Annotated in this window: 15 protein-coding genes and 1 tRNA gene; 10 read left to right on the forward strand and 6 right to left on the reverse strand. The window is 69.0% G+C overall.

All coding sequences use genetic code 11. The features are described from left to right. Window position 1: 1 nt before the first annotated feature. On the reverse strand, window positions 2-1,228 hold the full coding sequence (locus tag BLS56_RS02310) for a branched-chain amino acid ABC transporter substrate-binding protein (RefSeq protein ID WP_228771284.1): 1,227 nt from the start codon (window positions 1,226-1,228) through the stop codon (window positions 2-4). A 391-nt stretch (window positions 1,229-1,619) separates the two neighbouring features. Between BLS56_RS02310 and BLS56_RS02315 the strand changes: the two genes are divergently transcribed. Continuing rightward, window positions 1,620-3,425 (forward strand): hypothetical protein, encoded by a 1,806-nt coding sequence (locus BLS56_RS02315; protein WP_091447679.1) that lies wholly within the window; start codon window positions 1,620-1,622, stop codon window positions 3,423-3,425. 110 nt (window positions 3,426-3,535) lie between these two features. Here the strand turns inward: BLS56_RS02315 and BLS56_RS02320 are convergent, their stop codons facing one another. After that, window positions 3,536-4,141 (reverse strand): ANTAR domain-containing response regulator, encoded by a 606-nt coding sequence (locus BLS56_RS02320; protein WP_091447682.1) that lies wholly within the window; start codon window positions 4,139-4,141, stop codon window positions 3,536-3,538. Between the two features lie 170 nt (window positions 4,142-4,311). Between BLS56_RS02320 and BLS56_RS02325 the strand changes: the two genes are divergently transcribed. Continuing rightward, window positions 4,312-4,385 (forward strand) — tRNA-Leu (locus BLS56_RS02325). Window positions 4,386-4,517: 132 nt separating this feature from the next. On the opposite strand, the gene BLS56_RS02330 is transcribed toward BLS56_RS02325, so the two are convergent. Then, the gene (locus tag BLS56_RS02330) at window positions 4,518-4,787 is read right to left on the reverse strand and encodes a site-specific integrase (RefSeq protein ID WP_228771285.1); all 270 of its coding nucleotides are present in this window, start codon (window positions 4,785-4,787) and stop codon (window positions 4,518-4,520) included. A 595-nt stretch (window positions 4,788-5,382) separates the two neighbouring features. Here BLS56_RS02330 and BLS56_RS32005 point away from each other — a divergent pair. From BLS56_RS32005 to BLS56_RS02365, 7 genes are all read left to right on the forward strand, one after another. Continuing rightward, on the forward strand, window positions 5,383-5,631 hold the full coding sequence (locus BLS56_RS32005; RefSeq protein WP_228771378.1) for an NlpC/P60 family protein: 249 nt from the start codon (window positions 5,383-5,385) through the stop codon (window positions 5,629-5,631). A 203-nt stretch (window positions 5,632-5,834) separates the two neighbouring features. Further along, the gene (locus tag BLS56_RS02340; RefSeq protein WP_091447686.1) at window positions 5,835-6,131 is read left to right on the forward strand and encodes a hypothetical protein; all 297 of its coding nucleotides are present in this window, start codon (window positions 5,835-5,837) and stop codon (window positions 6,129-6,131) included. Continuing rightward, window positions 6,131-7,309 (forward strand): DUF6973 domain-containing protein, encoded by a 1,179-nt coding sequence (locus BLS56_RS02345; protein WP_091447689.1) that lies wholly within the window; start codon window positions 6,131-6,133, stop codon window positions 7,307-7,309. Before BLS56_RS02340 ends, BLS56_RS02345 begins: the two co-directional genes overlap by 1 nt. Before the next feature lie 76 nt (window positions 7,310-7,385). Further along, on the forward strand, window positions 7,386-7,757 hold the full coding sequence (locus BLS56_RS02350; protein ID WP_091447692.1) for a hypothetical protein: 372 nt from the start codon (window positions 7,386-7,388) through the stop codon (window positions 7,755-7,757). A gap of 433 nt (window positions 7,758-8,190) precedes the next feature. Continuing rightward, a complete protein-coding gene (locus BLS56_RS02355; protein ID WP_091447694.1) occupies window positions 8,191-8,364 on the forward strand; it encodes a transposase in 174 nt (57 codons plus the stop codon). Continuing rightward, window positions 8,358-8,561: a hypothetical protein gene (locus tag BLS56_RS32960; RefSeq protein WP_091447697.1), complete on the forward strand. Its 204-nt coding sequence runs from the start codon at window positions 8,358-8,360 to the stop codon at window positions 8,559-8,561. The genes BLS56_RS02355 and BLS56_RS32960 overlap by 7 nt, the downstream gene beginning before the upstream one ends. Further along, window positions 8,561-8,863 (forward strand): hypothetical protein, encoded by a 303-nt coding sequence (locus BLS56_RS02365; protein ID WP_091447700.1) that lies wholly within the window; start codon window positions 8,561-8,563, stop codon window positions 8,861-8,863. Before BLS56_RS32960 ends, BLS56_RS02365 begins: the two co-directional genes overlap by 1 nt. A gap of 36 nt (window positions 8,864-8,899) precedes the next feature. On the opposite strand, the gene BLS56_RS02370 is transcribed toward BLS56_RS02365, so the two are convergent. Then, window positions 8,900-9,904, reverse strand: a complete 1,005-nt coding sequence (locus BLS56_RS02370; protein ID WP_091447703.1) for a GlxA family transcriptional regulator — start codon at window positions 9,902-9,904, stop codon at window positions 8,900-8,902. A 74-nt stretch (window positions 9,905-9,978) separates the two neighbouring features. Here BLS56_RS02370 and BLS56_RS02375 point away from each other — a divergent pair, with 74 nt between their 5' ends. Then, window positions 9,979-11,313, forward strand: coding sequence for an MFS transporter (locus BLS56_RS02375; RefSeq protein ID WP_091447705.1), 1,335 nt, complete (start codon window positions 9,979-9,981; stop codon window positions 11,311-11,313). Window positions 11,314-11,410: 97 nt separating this feature from the next. Here the strand turns inward: BLS56_RS02375 and BLS56_RS02380 are convergent, their stop codons facing one another. Then, entirely contained in the window at window positions 11,411-11,800 is a 390-nt protein-coding gene (locus tag BLS56_RS02380) for a hypothetical protein (protein WP_091447707.1), read from the reverse strand. A gap of 270 nt (window positions 11,801-12,070) precedes the next feature. Then, window positions 12,071-12,535 (reverse strand): hypothetical protein, encoded by a 465-nt coding sequence (locus tag BLS56_RS02385; protein ID WP_091447710.1) that lies wholly within the window; start codon window positions 12,533-12,535, stop codon window positions 12,071-12,073. Between the last annotated feature and the right edge of the window lie 104 nt (window positions 12,536-12,639).

Here is a 12,639-nt window from a genome sequence, read left to right on the forward strand (position 1 = left end):
GTCAGCCCGAGAAGGTTCCGGTCTCAGCCGGGTCCCACTTGCCGCCCGAGACGCGGTAGACGGTGAGCACCTTGTTGCGGCTGTCGCCGAACTCGTCGAACGCGATCTCGCCGGTCGCGCCCTGGGCCTGGTAGGCGCCCACGGCCTTGATCAGGTCCTCGCGCTTGCTCTCGCTCCAGTCGCCGCCCTTCAGGGCGGTTTCCAGCGAGTTGATGATCGCGTTGGCCGCGTCGTAGGAGAACGCGCCGTACGCGCTGAACGGCTCCTTGTAGCCCTCGGCCTTGTAGGCTTCGACGAAGGTCTTGGCGCTCTCCAGCGACTCGGTCGGGGCGCCGACGGAGGTGGCCAGGTCGCCCTCCTTGCCGCCGAGTGCCATGAACTTGTCGTCATAGATGCCGTCGCCGCCCATCACCGGGACGTCCAGACCGGCGTCCTTGAGCTGCTTGGACAGCGGGCCTGCCTGCGGGTACTGGCCGCCGAAGAACACCGCGTCCGGCTTGAACGGGCTGATCACGCCGATCGCGCCGGAGAACTCGCTGTCCTTCTCGCCGATCTTCTGCCGGGTGACGATCTTCGCGCCGAGCTTTTCCGCCTGCTTGGTGAACGCGTCCGCGAGGCCCTCGCCGTAGGTGAGGCCGTCGGTGACGATCGCGATGTTCTTCTTGCCCAGCTTCTCCACCATGTAGTTGGCGGCGAACGGGCCCTGCAGCGAGTCGACGGTGCAGGTGCGGAAGTAGTTGTCGAACTTGCGCGCGGGCGCGGTGGCGAACGCGTCGCCCTTGGTCAGCGCGTCGCTGGTGTTCGCGGGCGAGACCTGCACGATCCGCTTCGGCTGCAGGATCGGCTGGACGCTTTGGGCGACCGAGGAGTTCAGGGTGCCGACGATGCCGACGATGTTGGGGTCCTGCGACAGCTTGGTGGCCGCCTGCGCGCCGAGCTGCGGGTTCTTCTGGTCGTCTTGGGCGTCGAGGACGAGCTGGTAACCCTTGACGGTGCACTTCTTGTTGGCTTCGCGCACCGCGAGGTCGGCGGCGTTCTTGATGCCGAGGCCGAGCGCCGACAACTCACCACTGAGCGGAGCGATGACGCCGACGACCAGCTTGCCCTTGCTCACGTCGCAGGCCTGGTTGCCGCCGCCCGCGCCCGACTCGGTCTTGTTGGTGCCACAGGCTGCGAGCAACAACGCGCCGGCGACCAGCACCGCGGCCTTCACCGTCTGGTTTCGCACGTGATGTCCCTTCTCCGCTTCTGTCCGGACAATGCCGGTAAGCATGCCGAACCTCGCCCTCATACCTGTTGGAGGGTTGCGCCGGAACGTAGTGACCGAATGCGACGCAGTCACGCGCCTGGGCTGCTCGTGACCAGACTGCAACGAAAGTGCGCGATAGTGTTCACAGGCCGAACGAAACCGCTGACCAGGCGATACGCCATTTGCAGCAGGTGATTACAGTGAGTCACGGATGCGCTGGACGCCGCTGAGCGCGGGCCACCGGAAAGGTGTCCTGGCCTTGATGTTGGCCGCGCTCCTCGTCTCGGTGACGGTCGCGCTCATGCGCACTCCGGGTAATGAACCCGCCGGGCCCGATACCGAGCCGGATCGGATTTCACCGCCTGAACGAGTGACCAGTTTCGCCGCCGACAACATTGTGCTGCCGGAGCCAGGCGCAGCAGTGCCCGATACTCCGCGTGACCTCATCGCCGTTCCGGCAGTCGGCCGACTGCGGCTCTCGTGGGCCGACGGCGTGCCCGGCGGCGTCCCCGCGCGCGGCGCCGCAGGCTACGAGGTGCGCTGGGAAGGCGGCGGCCAGCCCGCGGCGACCCGGCTGGTCACGTCCCCGGACACCCAGCTCGACGGGTTGGTCGACGGACAGGAGTACCGGATCGAGGTGCGCTCGGTCGACCCGTTCGGCCGCCGCTCCGCCCCCGCGACCGCCCGGCAGGCCCCCGGTCGGCGGGACTCGGCCTGGCGGAACGGCCTGACCGGCCTGTTCGACGAGTTCCGCGACGACACGAGCCTGCGCGCGGACGTCCCGGGGTCGCTGTGGCACCTGTCCGGGTACCGGGGGTGCGTCGACCTGGGCAGCCGAGGGGTCGCGGAGACCGGGCTGCCGGTCGACCTCGGCTGCGGCGCCGACGAGGCGGTGCTGCGCGCGCGCCAGCCCGTGCGGCTGCTCGAACCCGAGGTGGACAACGGCGAGCTGGCCCGGTTCGCGGTACTGACCGACGCCGCGGGCCCGGGCGGGCGGCTGACTCTCGACCTGGTGCCCGGCCCTGCCGACCGGGTCGGCGCGGCGCGGGGCGCGGCGACGGCGGGGCCCGACCAGACGCTGCCCGCCGGGACGGTCCGCGCGGTCGTGGACGACGCCGGGGCCAGGGTCAACTTCGGCGCGGACCTGGACCCGACTCCGCCCGCTCCGGCGGCCGCTCCCCCGCCGCGCCGGGGCGCGGGCGTGCTGCACCTGTTCGAGCTTCGGGTCACGGTGGCCGGGGTGACGGTCTCCCAGGACGGCCGGGTCGTCGCCGCCGCGGCGGTCGCGCCCCGCTGGCGGGAGGCCTCGGCCCTGGTCGGCGTCCGCGGCCCGGACGGGCGGCGGTCCCGGGTGCACCTGGCCGCGGCGGGGTTCAGCGGCGCGCCCGCGGCGGTGCCGCCGGTGGTCGAGGTCCCGGTCAACGTGGCCACCCGCCAGGTGCTGACCCCCGAGGCGCCCGCCCCGGCGTCGGGCATCTCGCGGCGCCCGCTGACCGACGCGCAGGCCGCGCGCGTCGTGGTCACGATGGCGACGTCCGCGGGTATGGACGCCGCGCGGGCGGTGGTGCAGCTGGGCGCGCGGCGGTTGCCCGCCCGGCTCGCCGCGCCCGGCCCACCGGTGGCGGCCGGGTCGGCGGTGACGGTGGTCGCGGATGTGCCGCCGACCCTGCTGGGCACCCTCGGCCCGGACTCGCTGAGCCCGTTCGTCGTCCGCGTGCCCGGCGCGGGCGACGGCGCGCAGGTCCAGGAGAGCTACCTGGAGATCGTCGCCAGCGCGGCCCCTGGCCCGCCCGCCACGACGCAGCCTGCCCGGACCGGCCGCCAGCGCCCGGACACACCCGCGCTGCCGACGGCGGCCGTCGAGCTCGGCGACTCCGCGGGCAAGCCGCTGACCACGGCGACGGTCGCCGCCCAGGGCCGCCTCGTGGTGACGGTCGCCCTCGACGGAGCCGCGCCGCAGTGGGACACCGGCGGGCTTGAGGGCGTGCAGGGGTTCCAACTGTGGCTGGACGGCCGCATCGTCGCAGGCCTGCCCACCTCGGGCGCGCCCGCGGGCCGGTACGCCTTGCCGATGTCGCTGACCAGCCTGGCTTCGGGCCAGCACACCCTCGAGCTGCGCGTGTTCGGCGTGCACGGAGCCAAGGCGTCGGTGCTGGCGCGGTTCACCGTGGTCTAGCGCTGGAGCCGGAAACGTCGCTGTGGTCTGGTCGCGCAGGCGGGAAGACGCTCGTACGGGGTCTTCTCGGCGGTGCTGTCAGGCGGGTGGGGGACGTTCCGGCCACGGCCCTAGGTGATGTTCTCCACCACGGCCTCGGCGACGGCCTTCATCGTGGTGCGGCGGTCCATGGCGGTGCGCTGGATCCAGCGGAACGCCTCGGGCTCGGAGAGGCCCTGCTTGGTCATGAGCAGCCCCTTGGCGCGCTCGATCACCTTGCGGGTCTCCAGCCGCTCGTTCAGCCCGGCGACCTCGCTCTCCAGCGCCTGCAACTCGGAGAAGCGGCTGACCGCCAACTCGATGGCAGGCACCAGATCATGCTTGGCGAACGGCTTCACCAGGTACGCCATGGCACCCGCGTCCCGAGCCCGCTCCACCAGGTCACGCTGACTGAACGCGGTCAACATCACCACCGGCGCGATCCGCTCCCCCGCGATGGTCGTCGCCGCGTCGATCCCATCCATCTTGGGCATCTTCACGTCGAGAATCACCAGGTCGGGCCGCAACTCACCGGCCAGCCGCACAGCCTCTTCACCGTCACCGGCCTCACCCGCGACCTCATACCCCTCTTCCCGGAGCATCTCGACCAGATCAAGCCTGATCAACGCCTCGTCCTCGGCGACCAAGACGCGACGGGGAGGGGGGCCGGGCTGGGCCTCGGTAGCCAGGTCGGTCACCGGGGTCCTCCTATAGGGGTAGTACAGCGAAATAGGAGCTTGCAGCGTACCGCCGCGTAGCCCCCCACCACCGATCTCCCGACGTGATCGCGCTGACATCACCCACTCGCGCACAACGCGGACACCTCCGCACACCCCGCCACCGTGATCGCGTAGAGTGTCGCCCCGACGCCCCCGTAGCCCAACCGGCAGAGGCAGCGGACTCAAAATCCGTCCAGTGTCAGTTCGACTCTGACCGGGGGCACCCCTCGTGATCACACGAGATCAGCCCCTGACCTGCGACAACAGGTCAGGGGCTGCTCTTGTTGTGTCCGGCAGTGTCCGGTTGTCTACGGCTGGTTGTGCCGAATGGGTGCCCAAGTTCGGCAGGAGCCTGTCAGCCGGTCTCGTAGGCCTCCCTGAGACGCTTGCGCGCGATCTCCTCCTGCCCGGACAGGCGCTTCGCGTAGATCTTGAACAGCACATCCAGCGAGTGACCTGCCCACTCGGCCACCTGCTGCGGCGACACTCCCGCGTTGAGCCAGGTCGACACGGCCGCGTGGCGCAGCTGGCAGGCACGTCGAGCCAGGGGCGAGGCGTACTCCTCCTCGGTCAGGGCCCCCTTGCGGGCGAGGACACGACACAGAACGGGTGTCGCCCTTCTCACGGTGCTTGAGCTGACGACGATCGCGGCGGGCGCCGGCTTCACTCCATGCCGCGCCGGTCTCCGGGGCCGACTCCGACAGCGGCAACTCTCCCCCGTCCTCGTCCACCCCGACCGGTAGCAGCCACAGCTGCTCCTTCTCGTTCCAACGGGCGGCGGGAATCAACAGGTCCGACTCACGCAGATTGACCGCCTCACCGGGCCGCGCTCCTGAGTAGTACATGGCGGCGAAAAAGGCTACCAACCGCACACCACTGGTCTTTTGGACACGTACCGCATCAAGGAGTCGTGTGGCTTGAGTCGTTCCCAAGCCAGTGAAGGCGATTGACAAGCGCATCGTGGTGAACCCGCCCCATAGCGTATTCCATTGCGTTGAACAAGACGGCACGCTTTCGTTTTCCCGGTACAACCCACAGGACGCGATCCATGCAGCCGCCGTTACCTCTTCGCCTACAACCATGCCGAGTAGTACGTGACGAAAGTCCTCACCACAGCCGAGCAATACCGCAGCACCCAAGAAACCAGCGGCGACACAACCACCAGCCCCGCAGCACTACACGCCATCAACTACGCTCATGGACAACTCGGCCTCCCCTACGTGTGGGGTGGCAACGGTGCCAAGTTGGCTGAACTACCGAATGGGGAAACCAAGGTCACGGGTGGCCTCGACTGTTCGGGTTTGACGAAGGCGGCATATGCGGCGGCGGGTATCGAAATCCCGCGAACGGCGCATATGCAGTGTCTGGCGACGACGAGGGTCGACCAGGCTGCCCGGCGACTTGGTGCTCTACAGCGATCCAGCTACCACGATCCACCATGGTGGTCTGTACATCGGTGGTGGTTTTGATGATCGATGCGCCGACCTTCGGCAGGTCGGTCGGTGTCCGACCGATCCGTCACAGGGGTGACGACTTCGTGAGAGGGGTCGCGTCGCCCAGCAACCGAGCACGTCTGGCCCTACCGGTTGAGGATCGACACGGAGGTGCGTCCTGGCGATCACGGTTACAACTCGTGGTGACGCTGATACCCTCGGCAAGAAGGGGGAAGAAGATGACGGGGTTCGGGGTTGATCCTGAGGCATTGCGCGCTGCGGCCGCGGCCGCGCGGCAGGCCGCGGATGTCGTGCGCGAGTTGCAGTTGGGCCGGGTGGCGGAGCTTGCCGCGGCGTTGCCGGGGACGGAGTCCGCTGGGACCGCCGGCCAACTTGGCCCGCAGTGGGACGCAAGCACGAAGACGTGGGCCGACGGCATGACTTCCTATGCGAGCACGCTGACCTCGGCCGCTGATGATTACCAGGCGCGAGAGGACGCCACCGCGCATGGTTTCGGCGGGATGGGAAATCGCTGATGGCCACGTGGTCGGAGATCAGGCAGTGGCGGGCGGACATGGTCGCTCAGGTGGGCGACCACCTTTCCGCGCAGAACAAAGTTGTCGTCGGCTTGCAGGATGAGTTGGACGGAGCCAAGCCGACCGAGTGGACCGGGGATGCTGCGGACGCCGCAGAGAGCGATCTCCGTGTCCGTCGCCAAGCGCTTGAGGATCTCGCCGCCCGGTTGGGTGCTGCGGTGAAGGTCATTGATGACACCGAGCAGTCTGTGCGAGACCTGATTCGCAGCGTCGAGGCGACCGAGGAACACGCTGCCAGAAACGGCTATCGAATCGACAACGGAGAAGTCGTCGAAACCACGGACGCAGGCGACTTCTTCACCTTCGTTTCTTTGCAGGCAGAGGTGCAGAACATTTTAGGCCAAGCAGCCACGATCGACACCGAGTTGAACTCCGTGCTCCAGCGCATTCTCTCCGGTGAGATCAACGACGCGGGAGCCACGACGCTGGCGGCAGCGGCGGACGCGGGCGAAGACCGCGTCGTCAATGAGCAGCGACATCGTGATCTGCTGGCCAAATACCAGGTCAAGACCGACGAAACGACCATGTGGCCAACCGGACTGGCCCGCTGGATCGCGGAACGGAGAGGCATCTCCCAGGAACGGCTCACCGTGTCCGAGGCGGCGATGCTCGACGACCTGCAGGCGCGCAAAGGACTCATGGGGCTCAAGGAGTTCGGCGACATCCGGCAGGACGCGCTGCATGTCGCGCAGGGCAAGTTCGAGGGCAAAGGCCTGACCGACGGGCACGCGGACGCCTTCCGGCACGCCTACTGGAATGCGCTGATGACGCAGCGCTACGGCGAGCAATGGGCGAGCGAGTTCGCCACCGCGCACGAACGGAACCCCTCCAGCCACCACGTCCCGGTGGGCATGGACCTGCACAACAACGAGGTCGGCCGCGAGATCGCGCGCGCCAACCCCGACGCCAGCCCCGAGGAGTTGGCGTCCCTGGTCGAGCAAGCGGTCAAGGACGGCAAAATGGTGGTCATCGACCAGAACGACACCCTGGTTCCCTCCAACGAAGTGAACCCGGGCGAGACCCGCGACACCAGTAACAACCGATGGCCCACGGACAACCCGGGGCGCGGCGACGACCGCGATCCCGGCAAACCGTCAGCGAAACCGGACCAATACTGACATGCGCTTGATATTGTCTCTGCTCGCACTGCTAGCACTGCTGGCGGGATGCGGCGCGAACACCTCGGGAGTGACAGTGGAATTCGACGTGGAACTCGAAACCGCGATCGTCGAACTGGCCCGAACCGGCGGCTCCCGACCGCTCAAGGAACTGGCCCCCGGCGACTGGACCTCAGTGCACGTCCTCATCGGCCCCGCGACCGGCGATGCGATCGAAAAAAAGTTGGGTCGGCCCGTCGAGATCACAGGCGACGGCACCTACGACGGCGACTACATTCAGGACGGCGACCTCCTCGTTTTCCAACGCGACGGCGAGATCGTGCGCATGGTCAGCCTGGGTCAAGTCGGCGCGCTAGCTGAAGGTGAATACCGCGCAGACGTGACCCTGCGAGAGCAGGACGGCACCATCAAGATAGTCGACCCGGACGGCCGTCCCGCAGGCCGCTGACCGAGCATTCATCGGAACCGGGGGCGGCCCCAGAGCTTCAGTTCAGAGAACCGCAACAACGTGGATTCGACTGCTCCGGACTGACCAAAGCCGCAGAATAACACTACCTCGGACCGCTCACACACAATTCCATACAGGACCACGGATTTACCCAACGCCCGGTCGAATCCGCAACGGAAGACGTTCCGGCGTAGGAGGCGGCGAGGTTGCCGTGGTCAGTGACAACCCGGTACTCGCGCAACCAGACCGCGAACCACGGCTCGGCCCGCGCGCCATGGTGGCGTCCAGCCGCAGTGGAACCGACCGGTACCTGTCGAGGCACCCGCCGACCATCGGGCACGCCGCGGTGGTGTAGGCCGAGCACTGCGGGTGCAGCGCCGGTTCGTTGGGGCACCGGCGGGGCAGATCCGACAACTGAGGTTCACCCCAGGCTGTGGGCATCGAGTTAGCAGGACCGAAAGTTCTGCTGGAAGGATGTGCTTATGCCTCCTCGAAGCGCCGGTCGTACACGGCTGAATACAGGGTCGAGGCTGCGCATCGTGTGATCGATTCCGGTCGGACGATCAGTGAGGTCGCCCGCGAGTTGGGGATCGAAGCGGGATGTTGAGTGTCTGGGTCAAGGACGAGCGGCGCCGGATCGCCGCGGCCGAGGTCCACAGGGACGCGCCGCTGGAGGCGGCCGAGCGGGTCGAGTTGCAGCGGTTGCGCAGGCGGGTCGCCGAACTGGAGAAGGACAACGCGTTCCTGGTAAAAGCCTCGGCGTACTTTGCCGCGATGCAGAAGAACCGGCCCGATTCGCTCTGATGGCCGAGTACGTCATCCCCGACGACATCGCCGGCGTGACCGGCATCGCCGTGCCCGAGGGCGAACGCGTCGCGGTCCGGCGCATGGCACGTCTGCTGGGCGTGTCGGCCTCGGGCTACTACGCCCACGTGAAACGGTGCGCCGAAACGGAGTTGACCCCACGCCGGCAGCGCCGCGCAGACCTGGAGGGGCCCGCGGTCACCGCGTTCGTGCTGGACTGCGCGTTGGTGCTGGGGTCGGGCGCCAGCAACGCCCCGTTCCCGCGCAGGGTGGTGGCGGTCTCCTACTTCGTGCCGGAGTAGCGGCTTTTGACGAACTTCGAGCGCGGCTGCCGCGACCTACTTTGGGCCCGGACCGCGGAATGTGGTCCGGTAGGCCGCCGGGGACACGCCCAACGCGGCGTGGAAGTGGCGGCGCAAGGAGCTCGCGGCACCGAAGCCGCACTCCGCCGCGATGCGGTCGATCGTGTGGCTGGTCTCCTCCAGCAGCGCGCGGGCCCGGTCCACCCGCTGCTGGAGCAGCCACTCCGCGGGCGAAAGCCCGACCTCGTCCCGAAAACGGCGGGTGAACGTCCGCACGCTCATCGCCGCCCGCTCTGCCAGGTCGCGCAATCGCAACGGCTGGTCCAAGCGCTGCACCGCCCACGCCCGCGTGGACCCCGTCGAGGACTCCCCCTCGTCCGGGATCGGCCGCTGGATGTACTGCGCCTGCCCGCCTGGCCGGTGCGGCGGGACCACTGTCCCGCGCGCCACGTCGTTCGCCACCGCCGCGCCGTGGTCGGTGCGGATCATGTGCAGGCACAGGTCGATCCCCGACGCCACACCTGCCGCGGTCAAGATCCGGCCCTCGTCGGTGTACAGCACGTCCGGGTCCAAGCGCACGCCCGGGTACAGGGCCCGGAAAAGGGCGCTGGAGCGCCAGTGCGTCGTGGCGCGCAAACCGTCGAGCAGGCCCGCCGCCGCGAGGACGAACGAGCCCGTGCAGATCGAGGCGATGCGGGCGTCCGGGCGGATGCGGGACAGGGCCTCCGCCATCCGCGGGGCCAAGTCCTCGGTGGGTGCGTAGTCCTCGTCGGACGCGGGCAGCACGACCGTGTCAGCCAGGGCCAACGCCTCCGGGCCATGGTGGACGTTCACCGTGATGTCGGTGTCGGTGCGCAGCTCGCCGGGCTCCAGCGCGCACGTCGCCACCTGGTACAGGCGCATGCCGTCGGCCGATCGGGCCTGGCCGAACAGGCGCAGAACGATCCCGAGCTCCATCGGCAGCAAACCGGGCCGGGCCAGGACGGCGACCCGGTGCGGAGCGGTCCCCGCGAACGCCGGTGTGGCCCGATCTGCGCGCATGATGGCCTTCAGGCTACTCGGCTGTCCGCGCGGCGCCGACCAGGGTGGGACAGGACAAAGCAGAAGGAGGAGAGATGACCGCACAGCGCGTCCAAGCCGCGCCTGTCGCGGCCCGCGCGTGGTGGGTGGCCGCCGTCGCCGGGGTGACCATCGTCGCGGCTGGGGCGTTCACCACAGTGCCTGGGCTGCTCGTCGACCCGCTCAACCGGGACTTCGGCTGGTCCCGGTCGTCGATCTCGGTCGCCGTGGCGGTGAACATGGTGCTCTACGGGGTGACCGCCCCATTCGCCGCCGCCCTGATGGACCGGTTCGGCATCCGCCGTGTGGTGACCGCCGCGCTGGCGCTGATCGCGCTCGGGGCCGGGCTGACCACGGTGATGACCGCCGCCTGGCAGCTGACCCTTTATTGGGGACTGCTCGTCGGGCTCGGCTGCGGGTCGCTGACCATGACCTTCGCCGTCACCGTCACCAACGCGTGGTTCGTCAAGCGGCGCGGGCTGGTCACCGGCGCGCTGACCGGCGCGAGCCACCTGGGTCAACTGGCTTTCCTCCCGGTGCTGGCCTGGGTGGTGGAGGACAAGGGCTGGCGGCTGGCCCCGATCGTGCTGTGCCTGGCCGCGGCGGTGGTGCTGGCCCTGGTGTGGCTGCTGCTGCGCGACCACCCGGCCGACCTGGGACGCAAGCCCTATGGGGCCGAGGAGTTCGAGCCCAAGCCGCCGCCCGCGCGGGGTTCTGCGGGCCGGGCGGTCACCGTGCTCGGCCGTTCCGCGCGCGGCGGCCGGTTCTGGCTCATCGCGGCCACGTTCGCCATCTGCGGGGCTTCGACCAACGGGATCATGTGGTCGCATTTCGCCCCCGCCGCGCACGACCACGGCATGCCGATGACCGTCGCCGCCGGGCTGCTGACCGCGATCGGCGTCTGCTCGGCCACCGGCACCGTCATCTCCGGCTGGCTCACCGACCGGGTCGACGCGCGGCTGCTGCTGTTCGGGTACTACGCGCTGCGCGCGATCGCGCTGTTCCTGCTGCCGTCGACCCTGGCTCCGACCGTCGCCCCCTCGATGGTCGTGTGGGTCGTGGTCTACGGGCTCATCGACGTCGCCACCGTGCCCCCGACCATCCACATCTGCCGCCAACTCTACGGCAACGACAGCCCGGTGGTGTTCGGCTGGGTCAACGCCGCCCACCAGCTCGGCGCGGGCGCGATGGCCCTGGTCGCGGGGATGCTCCGGGACAGCCTGGGGAGCTACGACGCGATGGGCTACTCGGCGGCGGCGCTGTGCGTCGGGGCGGCGGGAATCGCGCTCACCCTGACGACGTCGACCACGCCTCGCGAACAGCCCCCGACGGGTTCAAAGGCCGGACCGGTGCACGAAAAGAGCGGCGCCCGTTCAACCGACAGGGTGTGAACGTAGTCGCATGAGTCGCCGCCAACTGCCCTACTCGCAGCCAAAAGATCATGATCGCCATGTCACATGGGTCGCTCGTCCGGGCCCTACGCGCTGGTCATGGCAGTTCGTTGTAGGCGGACAGCCAGCCTGTCGAGCGGTGGTCGCCGCGACGGGTGAACCCAGTAGCGCCTTGTGGAGCGTGAGGTGGGCCAGCGGGGAATGGATAATCGCCGTCGAGGGCGTGTCGGGTCGCGATGTAGTAGGACCCGCGCCACAGGGCCAATGTGGTGGGGGCGGTCCTGGTGAGGCCGACGCTGTCCGCGGACTCGACGAAGCTCGTGTTGGTCGCGCGCTCGTCCAGCAGCAGCCGGTACTGGATGTCGTCCAGCTCGCTTTGTCGCGGAGGGGTGCGGCCCGGCGGCCGCTCGGGGGCGGTGATGTCGCTCGCGCGGGCAGTCCGGTAGAGGCGGGGCACGAGGTTGTCGCGGTGCGGTGGGGTCGCCATTTCCTCGCAGATCCAAAGCAGGCGGCCCGCGCCACGGCGTGGACCGAGGTGGCGCCACCGGATCCGGCGGCCAGGCCGGCCGAGACGACCGCCGCCTGACCGTGGGTGCCAGCGACGACGTGAGCGCGCCCGCGAGCGAGTCGCTCAGCGCTATCAGCGCATGGATCTCATCGAAGGGCCGTCCCACATCGTGCAGCCTGTCGACGGCGACAGTCAGTCGCCCGACGGCTTCGGTGCGGCGGTGCGCCGCGGTCAGTGCGCGGCCCAGACTCAAATGGGATTGGCGCTGTTGACCGATTCCCGCTCCGCGAACCAGGCGAGGGCATCGGCTGCGAGGTGAATCGCTTCTTGTGCTGGGGCCACTAGGGACAGGTGCAGCCGGGCCATAGCGACGCGCCGAGGATCGTCGAGTCTGGCGCGCAGGTCCGGTGATTCGGCGATGCCCAGTGCACTGCGAAAGAGTCCGATCGCGGCGTTGGGCGCGCCGCGGTGGAAGGCGGCGAATCCTTGCAGGACCAACAGGATGGCCTTGTAGTCCGGTCGCATGGGCGTCGAGGCAGGCGGGTTGGTGGTCGCGGTCGACAGCGAGGACGAGCACGTCCGCGGCGTGGCGGGCTCGCCGGGGCTGAAGCCGCGCGAGTCGACGGCGAGTTGTCCGTCGGGAAGACGGTGCAAGTTGCGATGGGCCCAGGTCAGGGCGAGCCAGGTCTCGCCGATGCCGCCGACGAAACCCATCCGGTCACCGTAGCGCCTTGCACCGACCTGCTCCTTGGAGCGGCCAAGCACCAGCACAGCAAAAGGTGCCTTCGCGAAGCGAACATCCGAGGGTGAGAGCGACA

The sequence above is a fragment of the Actinokineospora iranica genome (assembly GCF_900101685.1).
Classification (GTDB): Bacteria; Actinomycetota; Actinomycetes; order Mycobacteriales; family Pseudonocardiaceae; genus Actinokineospora; species Actinokineospora iranica.